Below are 24,929 nucleotides of genomic sequence, written 5' to 3'. Positions count from 1 at the left end.
AAGTACTTATTCTGAGTTTTGGGCAATTTGAGCTCATCTTGCGTTTATACAAACGTCAAGAGTTTCAAAAAAAGCTATCCACAAGGATAGCCTTTTTAAACTCAAATATAGATGCGGTTGGATAATCGCTCTTCAATAAACTATTTCAATCATTACCTAATTGCATCACTACGCTTCATAACATCGCCATAGCAACTGCAACGTAACTTAGTCGATTGTTTTATCCAAACGGAATGTTCTTCCTTCTTGATAAATATGAAGCGCCACAACTTGACCATCCCTATTCCGCTCAAAATCAACGCTTGTATTCAGCCCCTCTGTTGAAAATTTTGCCTCCGATTCGGGAAACAGTCGGATTGGGAACTGCTCTTGGATTTGCAAAGACAAGTCATTTCCGTCTAGGTGGATAGAAGCATGTGTACCGGATGTTGATTTATAATCACCCGCGTACTCCTTAAGTATTTTCGGCGATACATCCACATGTATTTTGTCAGGAAAATATCCGAGCCATCCGTACTCACGCGCAATAGCATGTTCCAGCTCTCCAAGCAATGCATTACCTTCATTGGAGTTAACCATAATGACGGCACCATAACCGTGATGTTTGGATAAAACAAACCGGGATACGAAACCTTCATTCCACCCATTATGACCGAAACGACTTGCTTCCCCTTCACCTTCGAGGAAAAAGCCGATACCCATATGATTCTCAACCTGAACAGTTAACATTTCGTTTAAAGTTTCCGCAGAAAGAAGCCCACTCAGATGATCTTTCAGTGTTAATTGCAATTCAATGCCTATACGAGCAAGATCAGAAGGCGTTGTCCAGAGACCTGCTGCCGCCATTTCGGGGTAGACATACCACTTGCCAGGCAGAGCTCTACCTTTCCAAGGGTGTCCCGCTGCAGTAGTTTCATATCTTTGAGAAGGCAATGGCTGTTCATATGTACTGTTCGTAAGTCCCAACGGGCTGAATATCAACTCGTTCATTATTTCAGCCAAAGGTTGATTCAGCATATCTTCAACAAGCTGTTGTGCGATCGTTGTTCCCCCTCCGGAGTATCTGAATTGCAATCCTGGAATAACATTAACCTCCACAGATGAGGTATTTGCTGGATGCTGTCCATTGAGAATCTGCACTAGCGTGGGAAGTTCATCGGTTCTTTCATAACCTGGAAATCCCTGAATCGTAACTCCCGCACTATGGCTCAATAATTGCCGCAACGTAACTTTGGGCTGCCAACCGGAAACAGAAGGTAGTTTCCAAGATGTCAGATAATTATTCACGTCCCGATCCAGATCTAACTTCCCTTCCTGAACTAATCGCATTACAGCTACAGCAAAAATCGGCTTGCTGACCGACGCCGCTTGGAAGAGGGTCGTTTCGGTGACAGCCTCAGGTTTCCCAGCCTCGCATATTCCGAATCCACGAGCCCATTCCAGTTTGAAGTCATGGATAACTGCAATGGATACCCCGGGTGTGTTGTAATATTCCATTCGACCTGCTAGCGTTTCTTCCTGACCATATTTATTCCGAAGATGAGTTTCTGGCTGTAAGCGCTTAATAATAGCATCGATTCGTTCTTCAATCGCCATGGACATCGACCTCTTCCCACTTTATTCGTTTTGGATATAATTCAACGAGCCGGCCAGATTCCCCTTTCGTCTCAACAATAAACCGAGCCAGTACAGGGTAACTATTTCATTACTGTAGACGTTTATAACTAAGCAGAGTATGTATAAGGAGGATTGGTCATGACAAAATTATGGATTGTATTTCTTCTAATGGCTTGTGTGTTGACTCGTTATTCCGTTTCTCCTGACTCTCCAGTTATATCTACTTCTACTAGTGAGCCTGTTCAACAAGAAGAAACCAATCTAGTCGGCTACACCAGTAAAGAAGAAATTGCAGCTGCTCTTGATGCAGCGAAGATCGTCAATTTTCACTACATAGATGAGAGTCACTATGAGGGGGATGAGCTGCAAATTGTGCAGACATTGAATCGAAATATGAAAGGTATACTGGCGTTTGATGCTGAGGCGGTACGTTCAGCCTATGTCCGAGAACACGCGGTTCACGAGGAAGAATTGAGTCAAGTGTATGCTGTAGCTATTTCGATGGATGAGCCGTGGTTTAACGTGCTTCAAGATGGAAACATCGAAGTGTTTGTCAAACAAAAAAATGTGTATTTCCATGAGTCCCCCCTACAAGCAGATGAAACTACTAAGTTATACCTCATGCAAAAAGAAGATTCAGCATGGCGTATTCTCTCCATTACGAATTAACACGCCATGCATATAAAAAGTCGTGAGTCTTAATAACCTCACGACTTACTTGTGATCTAATAATCCGATTACAACCACGGTGTGATATGAACTAAATAGCATCGTATGTACTTTTTTAAAAAGCTTATAACATGTGATCTTCTTTCTTTAATTTTCTAATCTGACTCAGTTCTTTCCTGATTTCTAGTACCCGTCTATGCGGCATACTTGGTTTTACTAATTCGGCTTCTACATTATGGTGTCGGATATCCAAATCATTTAATTGTTCCAGAGATGTTTTCCTGGTTGGAGCTGGGCTTACCTGACCTGTTCTAGTCTTGATCGATTTGGATCGCTTCGATTTCATAATCTGTTCAAATACGCTGTCTTCTTGAACCATTGTACATTCATCCCTTAGTCTGTAATGCTTCTATTGTAATCAATCCTTGACAGTTTGCACACTACTAATTTGGCATCCAGTTAATGGTTCCCGATGCTTATCAATGTTTTGTATCTTTATATGGAGTGTCAGATCAGATTTCTCTCCTTTACATACATATCGCTTACGAACCAAAAAATGTTGATCTATACTAGACCAACATTTTTTGGTTTGCTTTCAAATTAAGTTTTTACTATAGATATCAAACGAATTTGTTAACGTCTTCTAATTCCAATCTGTCACACCTGAATTCATTTTAGACCTGTTCGCGGTGACTGACTTTTTCAATCAGAGCCTTGTCCATTAAAGCAGCTTAATGACCTCTTCTAGCTCATCAACCAAACCTTTTGCAAGTTCAAAGTTAGTATCTTTCAAAGCCAATTCAATTTTCATTTCAACAGCTTTTTTCTTTTGTTCAGTTTCTAAATAGTCTTTATTGAAATGGCTGGCATAGATCATCTCTCTAAATTCTTCCATACTCATTTTTCTAATCTTCTTATCTTCAATGATGACAACATAATCCATACCGTTGACTACAGAATAAAAATCATGAGAAATCATGAGAATGGCGCCTTTGTAGTCCACAATAGCTTTCTCCAGTGCTATTTGTGTATAGGTGTCTAGATGGCTTGTCGGCTCATCCAGAAGCAGCACATTTGCTTTACTAGCAGCAACTTTAGCCAATTGAAGCATATTTTTTTCTCCACCAGATAAAGATTCTATCTTTTGATCCAGAATTTCTCCTTCAAAGCCATAGTTTGAAATATATGATCTAATCTCATCATACGTATCAAACCCAGCATCGATGAATTCCTCCAGTATGGTGTTAGAATCCTCAAGCATTTCACCTTGAACCTGAGATAAATAAGCCACTTTAACATCAGCATTGATTTCAATTGAAGCATGGTTGTTTTGATAAATTTCTCGGAGCATAGTCGTTTTCCCGGTACCGTTTGCACCGATAATGGCTACTTTATCTGTTGACTTCATCCCAAAGCTCACATTGTCTATAAGCAACTCGTCAAAGGCAACGCTATAATGATTGACGTTTATAACGGGGATATCTTCAGGATCATGCTCCATGCCAAAACGAATATTCGGTTGCTTAATATCAACAAATGGCGCTTTAATTCTACGTGCTTCCAATCTTTCTGTAAACTTAACTCTGGCCTTTAACGCTCTCCCTCTCGATGCTTCTGAATCAACGGTTGCAATCGCTCTAAGGTTAGTAACGATATTCTCGTTTCTCTCAATTTCCTCTTCTTCAGCGACTGCAATTTCTTGTAACTCTATTTTGGTCTGAAGCAATGAGAAGTTATAATCGATAAACCGCCCTTCAAACTCTTGGATCTCCGTATTTTCAAGGTGGATAATTTTGTTGAAACAATGATTCAACAGATATCGGTTGTGCGTAACAACCAGCAGCATTCCCTTGTGGGAATTAATAAGTTTCTTAAGTGCATTTAGATTTTCAAAATCCAAAAACACATCTGGTTCATCCATAATCATTAAGTCTGGACGATGGAGCATTTCCTTCATCACTTGAATCAGTTTGAATTCTCCACCACTTAAGGAGGAAATGTTAAGATCTTTTAGCTTCATGAGATTAGCCAGGTTTAGCTGCTTATTAATGTTATTTTCGTAATTATCCCCGTCCATCGACTCAAGCGCGTCTAACGCCAATTGAACCTTTTCCATCAGTGAATCCATGTCCGAAGCGGTTGCCATTTCATCATAAATCGATGTGATCTCATCTTGGAGCTTGATAAATTCTTCTGCGATAAATTCAAAGACAGTCATTTCTTTCGCTTCGTCTACTTGCGAGAACTGACTTACATATCCGATTCTGAACTCGGGGTCTATCTCTAACTTGCCATCATATAAATATCGTTCGGGGTCCATCAGAATATCAATCAGCGTACTCTTCCCACTGCCACTTGTCCCGATAAAAGCGCAATGCTGACCTTCTTCTAATGTAAATGAGACATTGTTATATAAATCTTTTTGCGGAAATGAAAAGGATAAGTTATCAACTGTTATCATCGTGTTACCTTTCTTTCTAACTATAATGGTGACTACTATTCATATCTTGTGAACACAGACTTTTAGAGTAACACTGATTACTCCCAAGTACAATTGCTTTTTATCCCTTACTTTCACCATATTAAGGTCTATAGCTACGTGACATATCCCTTCGCGATCCCTTCCCAAATGAGCTTATTCAGCCCTAATTCTGCCGAATCTACCCGTACTACTTACTCCATGTCATGTTGGACATGAAGCATGTGGGATGATTTCTGGAACATATTTCCGTCAATCTCATCCTTGATTATACAGTTGAGATAAACTACTTGTACCCTTCTGCCCTTCACGCAGTATGCCGCTTACAGCAGAACTTGTCTTCCTTTCTCGTTACTGCATTAATTCACTTTTTTACTCTCCATACCGTGACACTTAAAGTTATAGTCAGGATTACTCATAGCCTCTTCTCTCTGAAGCTCATACATGGCTAGTTTATAGTTAACTTCTTCCAAGTGCTTTAAATTTTTCTCAATATTCTTTTGGACTTCTAATTTATGATTTATCAAGATTTGTTCTCTTAGTCCATAGGTGGCGCTTCCCGATTTAAATAGTTCTTGGTATTCCTTTATTTTTGAAAGAGGCATACCTGTCTCTTTCAGGCAACGAATAAACGAAATCCATTCAATTTGTTGTTCGCTATAGACCCTTCGGCCTTTTTCGTCACGAGCTATATTTGGTAATATCCCTTGTTCTTCGTAAAATCGAAGTGTCTTTGCAGATACATTTAAATTCTCCACTACATATGTCATTGAATGCAACACTAATCTGTCCCCTCCTATAGTTACAGTAACTGTAACTAAATATATATCATAAAGAGAGTGGAATCACAAAAATTCTATGTATATTCACATATGAATATACGCTTGACTTGTCGTATCGGCAACTAGTTAAACTGAAATAGAAAACAGTATATGAGAGAGAGGTTTATGAAATGAAACAAAAATACAGTAAATTATTTGGATCCTTTACATTCAAAAGTGGCGTAACAATTAAAAATAGTATTGTTATGGCTCCTATGACAACCTGGTCAAGCAATGATGATCTTACCATTTCGGATAACGAAATAAAGTATTACACACAAAGAGTGAATGGTGTAGGACTCGTCATTACAGGGTGTACTCATGTTACACCTAATGGGCAAGGTTTTACGAATGAATTTGCTGGGTACAATGATGATTTCACTCCAAGTTTACGTAAATTAGCTAAAGCCGCGAAAAGTGGTGGCGCTCCTGCGATTCTTCAGATCTTTCATGCTGGTAACAAAGCTGTGCCAGGACTGGACGCAGTTAGTTCAAGTGCATTACTACCTGAAGCTACTCTTTTAGGTTCAACTTCACAAACAAGAGAACTATCACATGAGGAGGTCTTGTCGATTGTACAGGCATTTGGAGACACCACAAGACGAGCAATTGATGCTGGATTTGATGGCGTCGAAATTCATGGAGCTCACGGATTTTTAATTCAGAATTTTTGGTCGCCAGCGACAAATCGACGGACAGACCAATGGGGAGGATCACTTGAAAATCGCTTGCGTTTTCCATTTGCAATTATTGAAGAAATCAAAAATGTAAAAAAAAAACATGCTACAAAACCATTCATTATAGGATTCCGACTATCACCTGAAGAATCCTCTAAAGTGGATGGATTACGTATGAAAGACACCTATGATTTAATTGACTTTCTTGTCGGACAGGATTTAGATTATATACACGCTTCATTAGATAATGTGTCTTCAAAGCCCATGGATAGTCAAGATGAAAAAACACGACTTGAATTAATTCTTGAACGCGCAAACGGTAAGGTACCTGTAATGGCTGCTGGCTCCATAAGAACACCGGATGATGCTCTTAAAGCTAAGGAATTAGGTCTGCCGCTAGTCGCCATTGGGCAAGCATTAATTATGGATCCTAATTGGGTTGAGAAGATTGTAAATGAACGTGAATCCGAGGTGGTTTCTGTATTGAACGTTTCGAAACTAGATCAACTTGATATTCCAGCTAAACTTTGGGATGCAATTCAAGCAATGCCAGGATGGTTTAGTATAAGTAAATAAAGATTAGTCCCAGAGGCTACTCAACTCAATTGTCAATCATGACCACCCGTCCAACGGGTGGTTTGCTCTTGGGTCAGCCCCTTGTTTCCAAAATGTGCCTAAAGACGCTAGCCTGACAACAGGTATGTTCAGGCTCAGTGTTTTGTCAACTTGCTCACACGTTTCACGCATTCAACTGGCTAAAGCCATAAGAAAAATCCGCTTAAACAGCGACTTCATATGGAAAATTATCAAGAAATAATAAAAATTAACTAATTATACTATTTTTTCGGCATTTCCCTTCGGAATAGTGACCCCACAGAACTCATACAAAATATCAGCCATGTACGTATCACTTTCTTTCATGCCATTTAACGCCCATTCGATTAAAACGCAATAGAATCCACCTACATAAAACTTAGCAATATAGTTTTCTTTGTAAGAATCATCGTAGGTTTTAACTACAATTCTTGTGGCTAATTTGTGTAGGTATTCATTACACTTGGCTAGCAATAAGTAACTAACGTTGGACTTTACCAGATTTTCTACTAAGATTTTCTCATTCCTGAAACATCTGAAAAATAATAGTGTTGAATAATAATTATCAAAGTTCTCCCCTGCCAATGCCTGATCAAAAAAGTCAGTAAACACTTGATCAATACGTTCCACGATTACATCCTCAATGATGTTGTAATTTCTATAGAACCCCATGCGTGATACACCAGCTTTTGTACACACCTCGGTAATAGATATGTTATTTAGACTTTTGGTTTGCATTAATATCATGAGTGCATTGAAGATCCATTCTTTCGTCAGAGCACTTCTGACTTGATTAGATGGGTTTGACATTACAACATCTCCTTTTATGTCACACTTGCCTTGAAATGCATTGATATCTTTATGTTATACACATTATACTGAGCTCAACAAGACGTTACAACAGTAACATCTTAGCGTTTAGCGAATAAAATTTGAGGAGGAATATAACATGTTTAAGAAATTGCAAGATACGGTGGCGTTGGTAACTGGAGCAAGTAGTGGAATCGGTGAAGCAACTGCCAGAAGGCTCGCTGCTCAAGGAGCAACCGTTGTCCTTGTCGCACGTCGTAAAGATCGATTGGAGAATCTGGCTTCCGAGCTAAAAAACCTTGGAGGTGAGGTTCTTGTAATAGCAACAGATATAACAGATAAGAAGCAAGCGGAACATGCAGTTCAGCAGGTTATAGATAAATATGGACGTTTGGACACCGTTATAAATAATGCAGGACTCATGTTAATCGGGGGTGTGGCAGAGGCGACCTCAATCGAATGGGAACGAATGATATCCGTGAATATAAATGGGTTGTTATACATATCCCATGCTGCACTACCGTATCTAATCCAATCAGCTTTGACTTCCGACCGGAAAGTTACTGATTTAATAAATATTAGTTCAGTATCTGGACGCAAACCATCGGCAGGGCAAGCGGTATATAGTCTCACGAAATCTGGTGTAGCAGCGTTTACTGAAGCACTGCGGCAAGAGACGGCCGGGCTTAACGTTCGTGTGGCTGTTTTAGAGCCAGGTGCAGTGGGAACGGAACTAGGTAATCACTTACGTGAAGACGTGCGTGAGCAACTTTCCAATATTCTGAGCCATATTGAAGTTCTTGAAGCAGAAGATATTGCAGAAACGATTGAATTTATTGTAACTCGCCCACGTCGCGTGGCGGTCAACGAGATTTTAGTTCGTCCAACGGATCAAGCAATGTGATTCTGATTCGATTCTTATTAGATACGGTTGCGATGCATTACACATAAGCATGATTGACCTTCCATTTGCCTTCCAAGCAGAAAAAGTCGCTAAGATAGCGACTTTTTCTGGTCTAATATTTCAATCTAAGAGTTGTAGCTCAGAGCAGCTTAATCAGGTTTTAAAGCTATAGAATTAGGCCTGCCCTCTTTTTTAGTTAATAATCCAACTATTTAGCCGTCTGCACACCCAATTACTCTTAAGTTACGACTTCTGATAGATTCGGCGGAACGCGCCGGGTGTGTGTCGTTCCAGCTTCTTGAAGGTTGCTCCATAATAGCTGGTAGATTCGAAGCCGACTTGACGAGCAATATCCTCCATCCCACGCTGCACATTGTCGAGCAGAAGTTCCTTGCTTTTGTTGACCCTCACCTGATTAACATAGCTGATGGGACGAATGCCTGTCGTCTTCTTGAACAGATGGCAGAAGTATTCCGGTGTAACGCAAATGAGACCAGCCAGCGTTGGCAAAGTAATCTCTTCAGCATAATGCTGCTCAATATAATCCAAAACCGGTTTTATCCGCTCATATTGCTGCCCAACGGTATCATTTCCCTCGACAGAGACACGCTGAATAATCTCTGTCAATAAGGTATAGAGGATGCCGGAGCAGGCATAATTGCTTAACGTCTGCTCTTGTGGTGTAAGGGCGGCCTGCAACAACTCTCTCATTCGGGAGAAAAGATACTCGGGTGACGCAAGCGTATATACGGATGTATTGACAATGCCGACTGTTTCAAATAAACTCGCTGGTCCGCTGCCATCAAAAATGATCCAATCCACTTCCCAGCTCTCTGATAGCGCATAGTATTCGTGCTTCTGGCCGGGGAACAACAGCATGCCCATACCCGGCTTGACGATATGTTCCGTTCGGCTTAGCCTGAGCTTACCTTCGCCGCTGCGGCATTGAATCCACTGATAGTCCTGAATGCCTTGATCTCGGCGTATGTGCTCCTGTTCATGATGTAGGCCGATGCCAAGCAAATAAAAAGGGAGTAGCTTGTCTCTGGCAGATAATACCGGGAAATTGCGATTGGGATGAGGCATGCGAATAATTCTCCTATTATCTTAATATTGTTATATCATATTAATTATTTAAGATATTCACTCCAATTAATATAGCATATAATCGCAATATATTGATAAATAAAGGAGATTACAGGATGACAATTAAGATAGGAATTGATTATTATCCAGAGCAATGGACCCCGGAGTTATGGGAGCAAGATGCCGTCCTTATGCAAGAGACGGGGGTTTCTGTTGTGCGAATGGCGGAATTCGCCTGGAGCCGAATGGAACCGACCGAGGGTAATTATCAGTTCGAATGGCTGGATTCGGCTATAGAAGTATTCGCTTCGCGCGGTATGAAAATTGTGTTATGCACCCCCACCAATACCCCGCCGAACTGGATGACAACCCGTTATCCAGATGTACTGCCTATGGATGAGCAACGTCACATCATCCGGCCAGGTGTGCGTGGACATCGTTGCAACAACAGTCCTTCCTTGAGAATGCTGGGCTCCAAATTTGTGGAAGCGATGTCACAGCGCTATGGTAAGCATCCCGCCGTCATTGGCTGGCAAATCGATAACGAGATGCACTACCAGGAGTGTCATTGTGATACATGCAATCGTGCATTTGTCGCTTGGCTGCAGAAGCGTTATTCCAATCTGGAGGAGTTGAACCGGGAGTGGGGTACGGTCGTCTGGAGTGGTGAGTACAGCAGCTGGGCTGAGGTAACAACGCCGCTCGGTGCCAGCAAACCGATGAATCCTTCCTATCTTCTGGAGTATAAGCGGTTTTGTTCCGACAGCGTTGGCCATCTGCTGGGATGGCAGCTTGAGATTTTACGCCGTAACTGTCCAGATCAATTCGTGACGCATAACATGTGGCAATATCCAAATACCCTAGACTACTATGATATGCACAACGGATTGGACTTCGTCTCTGTCGATTATTATCCCAATGAGCTGTATCGCGATTATGGCGATCGGTTTCCGAGGAACGGAGCGCTTACGCTGGACTTGGTTCGCGGCATCAAACGCCGGAATTTCTGGGTAATGGAACAGCTCAGCGGAGCGCAGGGCGCATGGATGCCGATTCAGCGCACCCCCTATCCTGGACTGATTCGAGCTCGCTCCTGGCAGACAATTGCCCGTGGTGCGGATATGGTCGTTCATTTCCGCTGGCGGAGTGCTACCGTCGGAGCCGAACAATTCTGGCATGGGCTAATCGACCACAGTAATGTTCCTGGACGCAGGTTCCGGGAGTTCGCTGAGCTTACTCGCGAGGTGAACCAGTTAGGAGAACTGCTGGGCGGCTCAGCAATTGTTACCCAGGTTGCGATTCTACATTCCCACGATCAGCATACAGCCCTTTCCCTTCAGGCGCAGGCGGAAGGGGGAATGCACTATATAGACAACTTGTCCTCTATGCATAATGCATTTCTGAAAATGGGCGTCGGTACAGACGTTATCAACTGGACTGAAGAGCTCGACGGGTACAAGCTGGTCATTGTCCCTTCTCTCTTCCTGTTAAGTGAAGAAGTAGCACAGCGACTGGAGCGATTCGCAGCCAAAGGAGGTACGGTTGTCCTCACCAATCGGACTGGCGTGAAGAACATGAGGAATGTATGTGAGATGCTGCCTCTGCCGGGGCTACTGGCGGAAGCTGCGGGTGTTGTCGTAAGTGAATACGATGCAATCGGCAACAGCGAGCATCGGATACGGAACGCGGAGGGCAAGACATTCGCTGCGAAGCAATGGTGTGATCTACTGGAACTACGAGGTGCAGAGCCGATCGCCTGGTATGACAACGACTTTTACGAGGGTGTGCCGGCAGTTACTGTCAATAAGCTTGGTGAAGGTGAAGTGTATTATGTTGGCACTTGGCCGGAGCCATCGTATTTCTATCAGCTGTTTGAAGACATATTGAAGGAAAAGGAACTGGCGCCCAAAATCCAGCTGCCGGAAGGTGTCGAGCTGTCGATTCGAACGAAGGGTGAGCAAAGCTTCCTGTTCCTGATTAATTTGACGAATGAGCAACGGGAGATTACGCTGGACGTTCCTTATCGTAGCTTGTTGACCAGCGAGAGATTGGATCAGAAGTTGACTCTTCCAGCGCTAGGAGTAGATATTCTAACTGTATAAGAAGATCAGCAGATTTCAAAGTTAAAAAGGGATGTCTCACAAGGCTCAATACCTTGAGGGGCATCCCTTCTCTTATTTCACTTTAACATTGCATTACTGTCCATCCACTGTGAACCGATAACTTCCCGATTGAATTCCGATTATTGCATATGAATGACCACGCTCTCGCACATCCTTATAACCGATTGGAATTCCTCCCTCCATAATCACTGCTTGATCTGAAATAATAGGTAACTTAACCCTGCCATGGGTGTTCGGAGGAATGGTCACTGTTAACTGATATCCACGCCCCTCCACCGTAAATTCGCTCTGGATCTTACCTCTAATGGAGTAGTGACTACCGCTGGCATATTGAATTCGTTCCAAACAGCCAGGCGCAATGAGAATCTCTTTGTAGGCGTCACTTAATGATGATATTCCGAGTAATTCCTTATATAACCATTCCAGAATATGTCCCATCATATCATGGTTGCGAGAACGGGAATCGTCCGTCCAAAATTCGGGCAGCGCAGTTTCTCCACGCTCAACAAATCGAATATAACTTGGATGCTCTGGCTGCATCATCATATCGAAGACGATATCGTTTCTTTTTATACCTGCGAGAGCACCAAACAAAAAACGTAGCCCAATCTCGCCTGACTTCAGTTGTCTCCCGGATGTGGCATGTAATAGCGCAGCTTCCACATCAGATCGATACTCTTCCTCCACAAGCCTGAAGTATAGCGGGATGGCCTGCACGACTTGATTCAATGGATCAAACTCCCCATTTAACTTGCAATAAGCGTAGCGACCCTCTTCTGTGACCTGACGTAATAACTTGGAGTTATAACATCGCTTCACGCGTGCCGACTCCGATTCATAATAGGCAGATTCATCATCGAGTCCAAGCATATAAGCGAATTTGGATACTAACTTATAACACTCATAGTAAAAGGCTGTTTCAACATTTGCGATATAATCTCCGCCACTTTGCGGCACAATGCCCCAATCACCGAGACCGTGTTGTATGAGCCCACCGTCTACTTCTTTTAATTTCAAATATTTCAAGTATTTCTTCATAGCTGGATAAGCTTCTTCCAGTGCAGTTCGATTCCCATACGTCTCAAGCAGTAATTCTGGAACCAGAATGATTGCACTTCCCCAAGCAATCGAATCCCGGAACCCCTCTGTAAATTTGGAGTATTCAGGCGCTATATCAGGAATAAGGCCCTCTTCTGTCTGTGCTTCGATCATATCGCGTGTAATTTTCAGCCAGAGCTCTTCAACCGCTTTGACATACATGATGGATGGCCCCATCAGACTTGCCGTCTCGACCCAGCCCAGCTTTTCAATCGTAGGGCAATCGGAGTGTACACTTTGAAGATTACTTTCAATTGCTTTGATTATAATCTCACCTAGTTTGGTAATACGGAAATCATCCGTTTCCAAATGTCCCGCATCCGGTGATGCTGACGTGACGAAATGTCCTTTTACGTCGTGAATAAATGGTTTCGATGGATCATTACGGTCACGCGTACATCCTTCGATCTGTACCCATCTTGCTCCGGAACATGAGAAATCTGGCTTCCATGTTTCCAGTTCACCTGTACCGGATAGCGTATACTCTGAATACGTCACAATATCCCAAGGCGTGGCAACCGTTCCATCCTCGTTTCTTAGTTCCCCAGGTTTAATGGTTACTTTACTTCCGGCAGGGCCGCTGACATAGATCTCGAACAAGCCTGACATATTCTGCCCTAAATCAAAAACATAAATTTGATCTTTAGGCTCCTCAATGCTAATCGTATCGTAGACGGATTTCACAATAATGGGTGGCTGGTTCTGGCTTACCAACTTCCCCTTGGGTGAGGTTACCACCTTTGCTTTAGACCATGTAGAATCGTCAAATGCCGATTCGTACCAACCTTCCGGATACAACCGAGCATCGAAATTTTCTGAACCATATACATTAGCTAAAGTAGTCGCACTAGCACAAACTTTCCATTGTTCACTTCCGGTCAGTACATACTGTATGGAGCTGTCTTCATATTCAATATGCCACTCGCCAATAGCAAGCAACACATTTCCATATGATTCATACCCTTTTCCAATCGTGTAGAAATGTCGGTCGCCTGCATCGCCTACATAAAACCCGTTGCCAACCGAAAGTCCAATGACATTCGATCCTTCTCGTATATGGTTTGTCACGTCAAAGCATACGTATTGTACGGACTTTTCGTAATGGGTCCAGCCTGGGTCCATTTCGTTAAGACCCACTTTTTCTCCATTCATGAACATCTTGAAATGACCGAGTCCCGAAACGAGTGCATAGGCTCGCTTGATCTTCCCTGTTGCTGTAAACTCAGTTCGGGCGTAGAATGGCTTGGCATCCCCTTTTCCGATCCAATTCGCTCTCCAGGTCTCATCGTATAAATAGCCGGTAAATAACGATACAGGATCACTCCAACACATTTTCCCATGCTGATTCCAGACTGCCACGCTCCAGTAATACGTCGTTACACTTTGTAGTTGTTGCCCTTCATAACGAATGCCAAATTGCTCGGAAGAACTTACTTTCCCGCTATCCCACAATAAATTTTTATATTGTTCGATATCCGTTTCCTGTTCTGCAAATATAATTCGGTAATACGCCTGGTGTTGTCCACGCTCTTCACTTTCTAACTGCCAGCCCAATAGGGGAACATTGGTATCCATACCCAAAGGAGAATAATAATTATTGATCCTTAGATGCACCGGTTTCATCTGTAAAGCCTCCCTCCTCTCACTTATATCGAACTGCCTTGCTACTACGGAGAAATTTTACGGGTTCTAGTAAACCGTAGGGAGTGCCTTGGTATTCTAATGTATAATCTTCATCTTCGGGGTGAAATGACCACCAGTCAATCCAGCTTGAATTGGTCTCCTGATGATGAAGTGGGCCGAACAGATTCCTTGGACTTCCAACGACTTCAACCACGACTTTATTCTTCTGGCACGTCAGGACGCCAGGATCTATGTCAAACCATGCCTCGCTTTTCCACGGAATGGTCTTAGATATTGTTCCGTCCAACTTGATTTCAAGTAGAACAGCCGCATATTTACCAAACTCCAGTCTGTATCTGTTAACTGATTCAATACCCTTTTCGATCTCAAAATAATAGTTCATACTGCCACAATAGTAGGGATAGCCTTGTTTACGCCAGTCGCCGTAAGTTAGATTGTTAGGCTCAATCACTATTTTACGATAAGGGTCGACAGCAAAATCTCCAATTATATATGCATTCTCCAATTCCATATCGTTACAGTACGAGATCAGAACTTTTAGCGTATTTATACCTTCATGCAATCCTGACAGTTTAATTTTTTGCATACTCCGATCCAAATAATATCCTTCTGGCTTTTTATCTAAGCAGTTGCCATTAAGCTCGTAGTCGAAACGATGTGCATCTTCAAGTACCAGAAATGCATCATTCGCTGGGACATCGGCGACCACAAATGTAAACCTCAGTTCCAGCGGGGTTTCATTGCCCGGATGTTCCTGATGAATCCAAAAGTACCTCTGTAGGTTTCCGTTGTGGAATACCTGACGCATACCCAGTCGTTCACGAATCATACGTTGAGCCCTCCACACCTCCATAGGCTTAGACCACGGTTCATTCCCCATGCGAAACTGGCATTGATCAAGAACAAGCGCATTAGGTGCAGTTCTCTCAAACGAGACAGGCTGTAGCTCTGAAATGTACTCGTTGCTTATTTCAAACAGGGTATGATCTTGAGCGGAACCATGATTTTGATTCACGTAAGCCATCTGATCGTTGTTAACGGTTGCAATTTCCTCTTGATTACTTGAAGTGGATGAAACAATATATAGCTTGGACTGTGCTGGCCCGAATGTATCGCTGAAGCGTATCTTGCCATCTTTCTTAGCAACTGGGCGTGGAATCATTTCTCCCGACCAAGCATCCCATTCTTCCAGGTGTTGCCCTTCTGAAATACTGATCTCCACTTGATGGGTGTTATTCCGATCATTGTTTACAATAAAAACAGTCGAGCCATGTTGTACTTGCCGGTGCATGTGAAGAAAATGCTTCGCTTCATTGCCATCCTGATCCAGAATGCTTACGGCACGTGATGTTTTCTCGTCCAACAGCGTTATCAGTTCAGCAGAATCTTTGAATTGAATATATTGGAAATGATTTTTTAGGTCATCCAAACGTTGCAGACTCTCCGACCTGCCATCTACTAAGTACGGCACTTCCCCAAATGCAGCAACAATACCTCCACTATCCATAAATGAAAGCAACACCTCAAGTGTTGAGGACATGACATTGTGTAGAGAAGGTAGAACAATGAGTGAATATTGTGCTTCACCGACGTATAGCTGACCTTTCTCAGCTCTGGCGAACTCTTTCATTATAAGCTCATCACCCAGATCGTAGTCGACATGCCATTCAACCATCCGGTTGACGAATTCGTTGAAAGACTTATCATAGTCTGTCAACATGGATTCATTACCGGCTGTATTTTTCCATGAAGATATGTTCACATTTTGCCCGAGATGTGACCACACCGATGAAGCTGGATGAATCACGAGCACATTCCGAGTTAATTCCCCCTCACTTAAGACCGAGCCCAGTCTAGCATAATAATCCTCCATGCGCCGATTATAACTCCACCAGTTCGTATGATAATTGAAAGATGGTGGGTAATCCCGCTTACGACATCCTCTGAGTGAATACCAGGATAAATGATGAGTCAATAAATTAATGCCTAAAGCAAATTGCCAATCCCCGATCCATCTTCGACTCTCAAAAGTTAAGTCCCAGCCTGTCACACCGTAAGTTTCGGTGATTACTTGTTTCTTACCAAGCTGATTCGCAACACTGGAGACCTGTTTGATCGTTAAATGTTCTTTGGTTTGCTCACCCAGTGTGTCAATACCCGGAATGTGCAAATATCGATAATGCGACATAACTGAACCGCTATGACGAGTCTGTCCGACAATACTACCTTCGGAATGAAAATGTCCGGTGAATTGAATGCCCTGTTCTTGGCACCACTCCCCAATTTGTTTCGTATACGATTCGCTGAACGTTTCCGTCACGGTCAACCAGTAATCATAACGTATTTGTGAAGAAAGGGGGCCTTGAAAAAAGAAGTATGGAAGCAACGTCCATATGGAATATCCTCTTCTGACTTCAAACTCGTGTGCAAATACTTCACTCCATGCAATCCAAGTCAATTCTGGTTCATTCATACGTTCGGCAAAACCTTGGATCGTCGGCTCATCGGTAAATATCCCAGGAATCGTTTTTCCGAATTCTTCTCCAACTGCTTCCCTGTAAGGTTCATAGTTCGTCTCAATAAACAACTTTACCGTATCAGTATTCATAAGATCCGTGTAGGTGTCCCCATGACACCAGTCGTTTTTATCAGCAATTCTCACACGAAAGATGAGATAGATCTCATCTTTCGTCTGAAGAACCACTCCGAGTTCATTCTCTGCCAGTTGCCTCAGCTTCGTGATACTTCCCCCTATTATGATGGCGTGATATATGGCCACAATGGATGTATCTTCTCGATCAAAGGTGCGGCTCATATCTAAAGTCAGTGCCTTGGCACGCACCTTATCGCCGCCTTTACTCGCGACCATTCCACCACCCATCCCTGAGGAATATCGATCTTCATCGTACAACCAGGCAGAGATGCCTGACTCCTTCGCCTTAGCAACACTGTCCTTGATTCGATGCATAAACTCTTGGCTCAGATAAGGTGTTTCCAAGCCCTCACGCACATGCATCATAAAACCGCCCATGCCCTGTTCCTTGAAACCATCAATCTGGCGATTCAACTCCTCTTGCTCCAACTTGTCGTTCCAAGCCCAGAATGGAACTGAGCGAAACGAGTGACCCGGATTTAAAAAAGCACGCTTCAATATATCCTGATTCATGTGTCACCTCATAATGTATAGTTTGATTAAACTACCCTTTGACACTGCCAAGCACGATCCCTTTGACGAAATACTTTTGCAGGAAAGGATAGATACATAAGACGGGCAGCATGGATACGAACAATTGGGCTGCCATGACCGTACGATTCGAAATATTAGCAATGAGTGATAAATCGCTCGCGTTCATATTGGTTAAATCTCTGGATACAATAACGGTTCGTAAATAGGTCTGTAACGGATAGTTGGACGGTGAGTTCATATAGATCATGCCATCAAACCATGAATTCCAGTGAAAAATGATTGAAAATAGGGCGATTGTGGCTAAGGATGGTTTAGATATGGGCAAGTAAATGCTCCATAATGTTCGCCAGGAACCTGCGCCATCCATTTGGGCAGATTCTTCAAGCTCCGGCGGCTGAGTACGGAAAAAGTTAAGCATGAGCACAATATTAAATACATTAACCGCTGAAGGGATGACAAGAGCCCAGATGGTGTCCATCAGCCCCGTCTCTTTAACTACCATGAAGGTTGGTATTAATCCTCCATTAAAGATCATCGTTATAACGAAAAACCAGGAGTATATCGTTCTGGAACGAAACTTCAAATTGGATTTCGAGAGCGGATAAGCAGCAAGAACAGTGAGGGTTAAACTTAAGGAAACCCCAAGTATCACCCTTTGAAAGGAAACGAGTACCGTACTCATAAAGATGTTGTTACTGAAGATATATTTATAGGAATCCAGATTAAAATCTACAGGCCAAATCGTCACCCATCCAGCTGAAACGGCTGCATTACTACTGAAGGATAAAGCGGCCATATGAATAATAGGGAATAAACAAGTGATGGAAAATAAGGTTAAGAAAATATAGTTCGCATATAGGAATACTTTTCGAGAAAGCGTGCGTCGTTCGATCATGTATACAGCCTCCTTATTTTATTGAGAGAAATGGGGCTTATCGCTCGTAAATTCCAATTAAAAAATGCGATAATTCGCGAGCTTATAGGCAAGAAGATAGGAGGTACAGATGAAGATAAATGACACGAACGATTTGAAAAGTCCAACAGCTGTTGCTACACCATACTGCATCTGCTCCATGCCGATCCGAAACACATACGTATCCAGAATGTCTGCACTGGAATAGACTTGAGGACTGTACAGATTAAACACCTGATCGAAACCTGCGTTTAATATATTTCCAAGGCTTAGAACACTAAGTAATACGATGATTGGTTTCATACCAGGAAGTGTAATATGCCACATTTGTTTTATATGTCCAGCACCGTCCAACGCTGCTGCTTCGTATAAAGACTTATCGATGCTTAGAATTGCGGCCAAGTATACGATCGTATCAAAGCCAAGTTCTTTCCATATATGTGAAGCAACAATTACAAAGCGGAACCATGCACCATCGCCTAAAAAATAAATAGGTTCAAAACCAAAAAGTCCTAGAAAATTATTGATAATGCCGCCTGAAGGTGACAGTATGTCAATTAGTATGCCGGATAATATAATCCAGGAAATGAAATAAGGCATATAGACGACCGTCTGAACCGTTCGTTTGAATACAACGTTCTTAACTTCATTAAGCAAGATCGCCAAACCAAGAGGAAATATGATACCAACGATCATTTTCAACAATGAAATGAATAAGGTATTTCCAATAACCTGCATCGTATCTGGCATACCGAATACATACTTAAAGTTATCGAATCCAATCCATTCTGAGTTAAACCATCCATTTGAGGGAATAAAATCTTGAAATGCAATAACGATGCCAACAATCGGTCCATAGCTGTAGATGAGAACCAGAATGACCGCCGGCAACAGCATCATATGGTAAGCACCAGTAGAGAACCGACGTTTACGGGTTCCTTTTAGCTCCATGTGTGCACACTCCATCCGTTTTTATAAAAATAGAGGAACTGCGAAGTTCCCCTATTCATCATCATTTAGCTGCGTCCCAGTCATTGACCTCTTTCGTAACTTCTTCGAGGCCGAGTTTGTTCAATTGATCAACGAATTTATCGAAATTATCCAGTGAGTCGGATCCCATAATAACTTTTGTGTAATATTCAATAACTGCCTGTTCAATCGTTTTCAACCGGTTTTTCATGGCAGCCGTTGGTGCACCATAGAACTCATTCATTTTGAATAGATCTTGATTAACATATTCGTTCATATATTTAAACGAACCGGTTTCGCCGAACACCTTCTCGTATTGAGCGTTGGCGTTGTCTCCATCTTTGTATTTTTGAATATTATCATAGTATCCTTTTTCTTCAGCATTCAAATTAGAGGCATTCCCCGTTTTGAAAGCTTCTGTTATATTAAGATGACCTTGAAGGTTCTTTTTTGCTTTCCACGCCTTTGCAACGGCATAATGATGTCCCGGAGCTGGTTCAGGACCCAAGAATCGGTTGTATTCCTCGGAGGATGTATCCCCATAGTTCAACTCTGTCCAGAAATTAATCAGTTTCATAATGGCTTCCGGGTGCTCGTATCCACTACGCATCACATAGTAATTCTCAACATTTAACTGGATTTGAGGATTAGCAGGTTGTGCATCCTTGGATACGATCGGGTAAGCCATCCAGTTGGAATCCGGGAAATTATCCTTTGTCTGCTGTAACGGATACATCCCATTCCACATTTGACCAAAGTTGAAACCGACTCTTCCAGCAGCAGCCAACTCGGCTGCTTTACCTGAATCTTTTGCGCCAAAGTCTTTCTCAATCAAACCTTCACTATACAGTTTGTTAAGATATGCAAGAGCATCCTTGACTTCTGGCTGTGCGCTACCGTACACAAGCTTACCGTCTGTTCCACGAACCCACGTTTTCGGATAAGCATCGAAGGCATTAAATAATCCTATGGCTTCAGCCAACCCAGGAGTAAGAAAATCTTTGCTCAGCATGAGCCCAACAGTATCCTTCTTACCATTGCCGTCAGGATCCTGCTCCACAACTGCCTTGAGAGCCGAGTATAGTTCATCTGTCGTCTTTGGATTCGGTAGACCTAACTTTTCCAACCAATCTTGGCGTGCCCACAAAAAGGAAGCGCTATCAATAGATGAGCTAGTCGATGGAATAGCAATTAACTTCCCTCCAAAGGTTGCTGACTCTAGGGCTGTGTTGCCTTCCTCGGTAATGATCTCCTTCGTCAATGGTGTTCCATAATTTTTATAAACATCTGTTAAATCAGTGTATAGATTGGTCTTCGACAGCGTTGCGAGATTTTCCAGACTCGCGCCTACAAGATCCGGTATATCACCGGATGCGATAGCAACGCTCATTTTCTGCTTTCCTGCATCTGCACCTTTGGTGTACCATAACGGTTTAACAATAATACCAAGCTCATCCCGATAGGCTTTGATCCATTCGCTATTCTCCCACTTCTCCTCAGAAAAGCCATCGGCGATTGCGTCGGCAATCGATATAGCAACTGTTAGTTCGATGGGTGGATCATACTTAGCCATCGGATCAGACGGGGGATTTGTTGCTGTGCTGACGCCCTCATTATTGGACACCTTGTTTGCATTGTTCGAACTGCATCCGGCCAGAAGTGAGACACTTAGCATCATTACTACAGCAAAAGAGAATACTTTCCTTTTTTTGTTCGTCATGTATACCCCTCCAGTCATTCAATATTAAGTACAAGATAAGCTTACAGTCCAGAGGGAAAGAAAGCGATTTCAAAATTCCGATATTCCTTGTATTCTGCCGACAACGTGTACCTTGCGTCTTTAAGATGTCCGAAACTCCTGCGGGGTTTGTCCCGTTTCTTTTTTAAAGAATCGACTGAAATAACCAGCCGAAGTGAAGCCAAGGGCTTTGGCGATATCCTGCACGAGATTTCTTGGGTCCGTTAGTAGTTCTTTGGCTCTTTGAATTCTCAGAGCTGCGATATACTCCGTAAGGGTTATGCCTTTTGATTGTTTAAACATTCTGGATAGATAATCCGGATTCAAGTACACTTGCTCCGCCAGATTGGATACAGAAAGGTCACCACCTAAATGTGTTTCAATGTACTGATTAATTTTCCAGAGTATGTCTATCCGCATGCTAGAAGACTGAGAGGAGTGGTAATGTTCAAATTGGTTTAAGATGTGCTGTAATGTCTTGATCCCTTCTTTTCGTATAAGAATGGATGTGGGCTGTAAAAGCTTGGACATATGGGAAGCAACTGTAGTATCACGATCCAGCCCTAATTTGTTGGCAGATGTCAGTATACGAAGTGCTACCGCGCAATACATCTCCATGTATCGCATATCATCAATGGCCCCCCACTCCGCATAAGACGCCAGTTCTGACAATATAAATTGAACTTCATCTCTTCGTCCAGATTCAATGTACGTCTCTAGTGCATTTGCCTTCTTATGGAAAACCTCAATGAATCCACGTACCTCTTCTTCATCTTGATTCTCCGAACCTGTAAAGTTGTTATTCCTCACGATGATTTTTTGAGCATCATAGTATCGAGATAAGAAGGCTTTGAGAACTGTAAACTGCTTGACTACATCGCTCCAAACAATAGATCGTTCTGTAAGTGCAAATGAAAATGTATATCCTGTCGATTTTTCTAATGTTTGCTGAATCAATTCAATAGACCCGTTAATAAAAGTTATTAACTGCTCATCAGCTTTTGTGGAGTGATCACGAGATTGAATGAAGAAAACATAATACTCCCGGTTATATACAACGTCTGTGAATTCGGAATAGGCTGACAGAAATCGTACACAAACGGTATGCAGTGCCGTGAAAAGTAACTGTCTCTCTCTAGCTCGTAATGAAGAATTCACCAAATCTAATCTTGCCACACACATAATAAAGGGGCGGTCTATTGCAAGTTTGATCCCCATTGCCTCCAAATGTTGTTGTGTTAGATCCTCCTGCGATTGTAAGCCCTCCAGTAAGTCAGATAGGTAGATAAGGCGGTGATGCTCCGCATGTTTTTTCTGTATGTCACGTGCTTGTTTGATTAAAGTGTCCATCTTCTGTTCTTCATCCAAATCACGAATGGTTTTACGAACTGCCTCTACGATCGCATCGTCTCCCTCTGCTTTCAATATATAGTTCTGTGCACCTTGCTTAATGGCATGATGAACATAATCAAATTGATCGAAGCCTGTAAGGAATATGAGTTTGCATTCCGGCCATTGCTGTTTTACCTGATCACCAAGTTCTAATCCTGACATCTTAGGCATTTTAATATCGGACAACAGAATATCAACCCGCTTTTCAGACATGACTCTCAAAGCCTCCAATGCAGTAGATGCTTTGTAAACTTCAAGTCGATGTCCTTCGGCTTCCAGGAACAATTCGTATAATCCATTCAACAGCAGTTTCTCGTCATCCACAATTAACATCCGGTACATCGTCACTCGCCTCTTTCCGTGAAATCGTTAGTTCAATCTTTACTCCACCTAGCTCACTAGGACTGACCTTTATCCCACTCTCTGGTCCGTATTTGTACTGAAGCCTTCTATGCACATTCAAAATCCCCGAGATTTCTTGTTCATCTTGCGTATCCGATAGAAGCGCAGACAGTTTTTTTATAGCATCCTCACTGTCCTCACCGTTATCTTCGACAAGAACCACGATCTGTTCAGGTTTATCTAGGAACGAAACGCTAAGAATGCCTCCTTCTATCACATTTTCCAAGCCGTGCACGAATGCGTTTTCAACTATAGGCTGAATAATTAGGCGTGGAACCGAAAGAGCTTTGATACTGTTCGGTAATTCGCCAAAATTCACGGTCACCCGATCTGAAAATCTAGCTAATTGTAGCATGGCATAATTACGAGCATGTGCCACTTCATTCTCAAGGGTGACTGTATCTCTGGAGTTGCGCGTTATGAATTGAAAATACTTGGCAAGCTGATCCGTGAAATGCACGGCTTCTTTGTCTTTTTCCATTTTAATAAGACGAATGATACTGAACAGGCAATTATATAGGAAATGAGGATTAATCTGTGATTGAAGCTGTTTCAGCTCCGCATTTTGTCGATGAATCCGCTGATTATAGATCTCATCTATTGAAATATTCAAATTGATTACCATATCATTGAAACGTTCGTATAAATAACCGAATTCGTCTTCCTTATTATGATGAATATTGAGTTCCAAATTTCCCTCTTCAATTCGCTTGAACGCGCGAACAAGCTTCACCATAGGCTTATTAATGATTCTGTTGATGTAGAACAGATACAGGGCAACCATTAGAATGGTCAGTCCGAAGAATAACCAGAACCAGATAATAGATTTCGAGATTGGTTCAAACATCGTTGGTGTATACAAATAATGATCGATATACAAGTCATTTTCCGCCAGAGAAGATCTTACAAAAATATAATCTTTATTCGTTTGAATTGGTGAGGCTTCTTGAGTTGATTGTTTCATTTCCCCATACTGCCGTGTGATTGACTGTTCTAATTTGTCATCATTCACAACAATCATATTTTTGGCGTTTCGACCTAGTCCGAGTACAATCGCGCCAGAATAATCTTTTTCTAACGCAGCTTCGAAGCTGCGATGAAGTTCACTCGTTCTCATTTCGATCTCAACGATTATTTCAGGGGTGGTTCTATATTCGCTCTCAAGAGGGTATGCGACGCTAAGCAATCTGTCATGATAGGTAATAAGATGATAAGGATCTTTCAGCTTTTCAGGAGGGATATCTGTAACCTTCAACTGACCGTAACCGTCGTTTGCGGATATTTCAATATCAAGATTTGTTAAATAAAGACGTACATCCACGATGAACTCGCTGCTGTTTCGAATGGATACTAGTTTGGATCTCAAAAAATGAATAAGCTCAATCTTGTGATAGGACTCAAGTGTGTCATATGCATTCGCAAACTGGATTACATATTCATCGTTAAGCATATCGTACTGAAGTGAATTAAAGCGGCTAAGGGTACTATTAAGCTCACTTAAATACTTTTGAGACTGCGTTTCAGTCGAGGTCATAATATCTTTCCGTAGTAAATCCGAAGTCCAGTTGTACAATATGCCTGCAAGTAAATATATTGGAAATGTCGCTACGATAAACGCTATGATCAGACGTTTATTAATGGATAGCCGCCATTTCGTATTTGTATTTCTCAACACGTCAACTCCTCCGATTTCTAGCTAATCATTACTTTTCCCGACGAAAGAAAACGATTTCATTATTATGTAGACATAATATAGCATAAAGTTGTATTAGGAAGACTATTGTTATATTGATCTATAAATAAAAA

16 protein-coding genes are annotated in these 24,929 nt (G+C 42.2%); 4 read left to right on the top strand and 12 right to left on the bottom strand.

What is annotated here, in order from left to right; genetic code table 11:
- Window positions 1-207: 207 nt before the first annotated feature.
- On the bottom strand, window positions 208-1,596 hold the full coding sequence (locus M3636_RS07325) for a serine hydrolase (protein ID WP_251381816.1): 1,389 nt from the start codon (window positions 1,594-1,596) through the stop codon (window positions 208-210).
- A 159-nt stretch (window positions 1,597-1,755) separates the two neighbouring features.
- Here M3636_RS07325 and M3636_RS07320 point away from each other — a divergent pair, with 159 nt between their 5' ends.
- A complete protein-coding gene (locus M3636_RS07320; RefSeq protein WP_251381814.1) occupies window positions 1,756-2,286 on the top strand; it encodes a hypothetical protein in 531 nt (176 codons plus the stop codon).
- 721 nt (window positions 2,287-3,007) lie between these two features.
- Here the strand turns inward: M3636_RS07320 and M3636_RS07315 are convergent.
- Both M3636_RS07315 and M3636_RS07310 read right to left on the bottom strand, forming a co-directional pair.
- Window positions 3,008-4,747, bottom strand: a complete 1,740-nt coding sequence (locus M3636_RS07315; RefSeq protein ID WP_251381812.1) for an ABC-F family ATP-binding cassette domain-containing protein — start codon at window positions 4,745-4,747, stop codon at window positions 3,008-3,010.
- A 377-nt stretch (window positions 4,748-5,124) separates the two neighbouring features.
- Complete coding sequence (locus tag M3636_RS07310; protein WP_128102003.1) at window positions 5,125-5,547, bottom strand: MerR family transcriptional regulator; 423 nt, start codon at window positions 5,545-5,547, stop codon at window positions 5,125-5,127.
- Between the two features lie 170 nt (window positions 5,548-5,717).
- Between M3636_RS07310 and M3636_RS07305 the strand changes: the two genes are divergently transcribed.
- Entirely contained in the window at window positions 5,718-6,839 is a 1,122-nt protein-coding gene (locus M3636_RS07305) for an NADH-dependent flavin oxidoreductase (protein ID WP_128102002.1), read from the top strand.
- A gap of 255 nt (window positions 6,840-7,094) precedes the next feature.
- Here M3636_RS07305 and M3636_RS07300 read toward each other — a convergent pair whose 3' ends face one another.
- Window positions 7,095-7,667: a TetR/AcrR family transcriptional regulator gene (locus M3636_RS07300; protein WP_128102001.1), complete on the bottom strand. Its 573-nt coding sequence runs from the start codon at window positions 7,665-7,667 to the stop codon at window positions 7,095-7,097.
- Window positions 7,668-7,806: 139 nt separating this feature from the next.
- On the opposite strand from M3636_RS07300, the gene M3636_RS07295 reads away from it, so the two are divergent.
- Window positions 7,807-8,571 carry an SDR family NAD(P)-dependent oxidoreductase gene (locus M3636_RS07295; protein ID WP_251381811.1) on the top strand — a complete coding sequence of 255 codons (765 nt, stop codon included), beginning with the start codon at window positions 7,807-7,809 and terminating at the stop codon, window positions 8,569-8,571.
- A 243-nt stretch (window positions 8,572-8,814) separates the two neighbouring features.
- On the opposite strand, the gene M3636_RS07290 is transcribed toward M3636_RS07295, so the two are convergent.
- Window positions 8,815-9,657, bottom strand: a complete 843-nt coding sequence (locus tag M3636_RS07290) for an AraC family transcriptional regulator (RefSeq protein ID WP_251381810.1) — start codon at window positions 9,655-9,657, stop codon at window positions 8,815-8,817.
- 116 nt (window positions 9,658-9,773) lie between these two features.
- On the opposite strand from M3636_RS07290, the gene M3636_RS07285 reads away from it, so the two are divergent.
- Window positions 9,774-11,759 carry a beta-galactosidase gene (locus M3636_RS07285; RefSeq protein ID WP_251381809.1) on the top strand — a complete coding sequence of 662 codons (1,986 nt, stop codon included), beginning with the start codon at window positions 9,774-9,776 and terminating at the stop codon, window positions 11,757-11,759.
- Between the two features lie 93 nt (window positions 11,760-11,852).
- Here the strand turns inward: M3636_RS07285 and M3636_RS07280 are convergent, their stop codons facing one another.
- The 7 genes from M3636_RS07280 to M3636_RS07250 all read right to left on the bottom strand — a co-directional run bounded on the left by M3636_RS07280 (window position 11,853) and on the right by M3636_RS07250 (window position 24,795).
- The gene (locus M3636_RS07280) at window positions 11,853-14,501 is read right to left on the bottom strand and encodes an alpha-L-rhamnosidase (RefSeq protein ID WP_251381808.1); all 2,649 of its coding nucleotides are present in this window, start codon (window positions 14,499-14,501) and stop codon (window positions 11,853-11,855) included.
- 19 nt (window positions 14,502-14,520) lie between these two features.
- On the bottom strand, window positions 14,521-17,688 hold the full coding sequence (locus M3636_RS07275) for a glycosyl hydrolase (protein WP_251381807.1): 3,168 nt from the start codon (window positions 17,686-17,688) through the stop codon (window positions 14,521-14,523).
- A 31-nt stretch (window positions 17,689-17,719) separates the two neighbouring features.
- Entirely contained in the window at window positions 17,720-18,604 is an 885-nt protein-coding gene (locus tag M3636_RS07270; protein ID WP_251381806.1) for a carbohydrate ABC transporter permease, read from the bottom strand.
- A 57-nt stretch (window positions 18,605-18,661) separates the two neighbouring features.
- Complete coding sequence (locus M3636_RS07265; RefSeq protein ID WP_128101995.1) at window positions 18,662-19,573, bottom strand: ABC transporter permease; 912 nt, start codon at window positions 19,571-19,573, stop codon at window positions 18,662-18,664.
- A 61-nt stretch (window positions 19,574-19,634) separates the two neighbouring features.
- Entirely contained in the window at window positions 19,635-21,311 is a 1,677-nt protein-coding gene (locus tag M3636_RS07260; RefSeq protein WP_164848699.1) for a type 2 periplasmic-binding domain-containing protein, read from the bottom strand.
- A gap of 120 nt (window positions 21,312-21,431) precedes the next feature.
- Window positions 21,432-23,063 carry a response regulator transcription factor gene (locus tag M3636_RS07255; RefSeq protein WP_251381804.1) on the bottom strand — a complete coding sequence of 544 codons (1,632 nt, stop codon included), beginning with the start codon at window positions 23,061-23,063 and terminating at the stop codon, window positions 21,432-21,434.
- Window positions 23,038-24,795, bottom strand: coding sequence for a sensor histidine kinase (locus M3636_RS07250; protein ID WP_251381802.1), 1,758 nt, complete (start codon window positions 24,793-24,795; stop codon window positions 23,038-23,040). The genes M3636_RS07255 and M3636_RS07250 overlap by 26 nt, the downstream gene beginning before the upstream one ends.
- Between the last annotated feature and the right edge of the window lie 134 nt (window positions 24,796-24,929).

The sequence above is a fragment of the Paenibacillus sp. MER 99-2 genome, from assembly GCF_023714095.1.
Classification (GTDB): Bacteria; Bacillota; Bacilli; order Paenibacillales; family Paenibacillaceae; genus Paenibacillus.
This window is presented reverse-complemented; position numbering and strand designations above follow the sequence as displayed.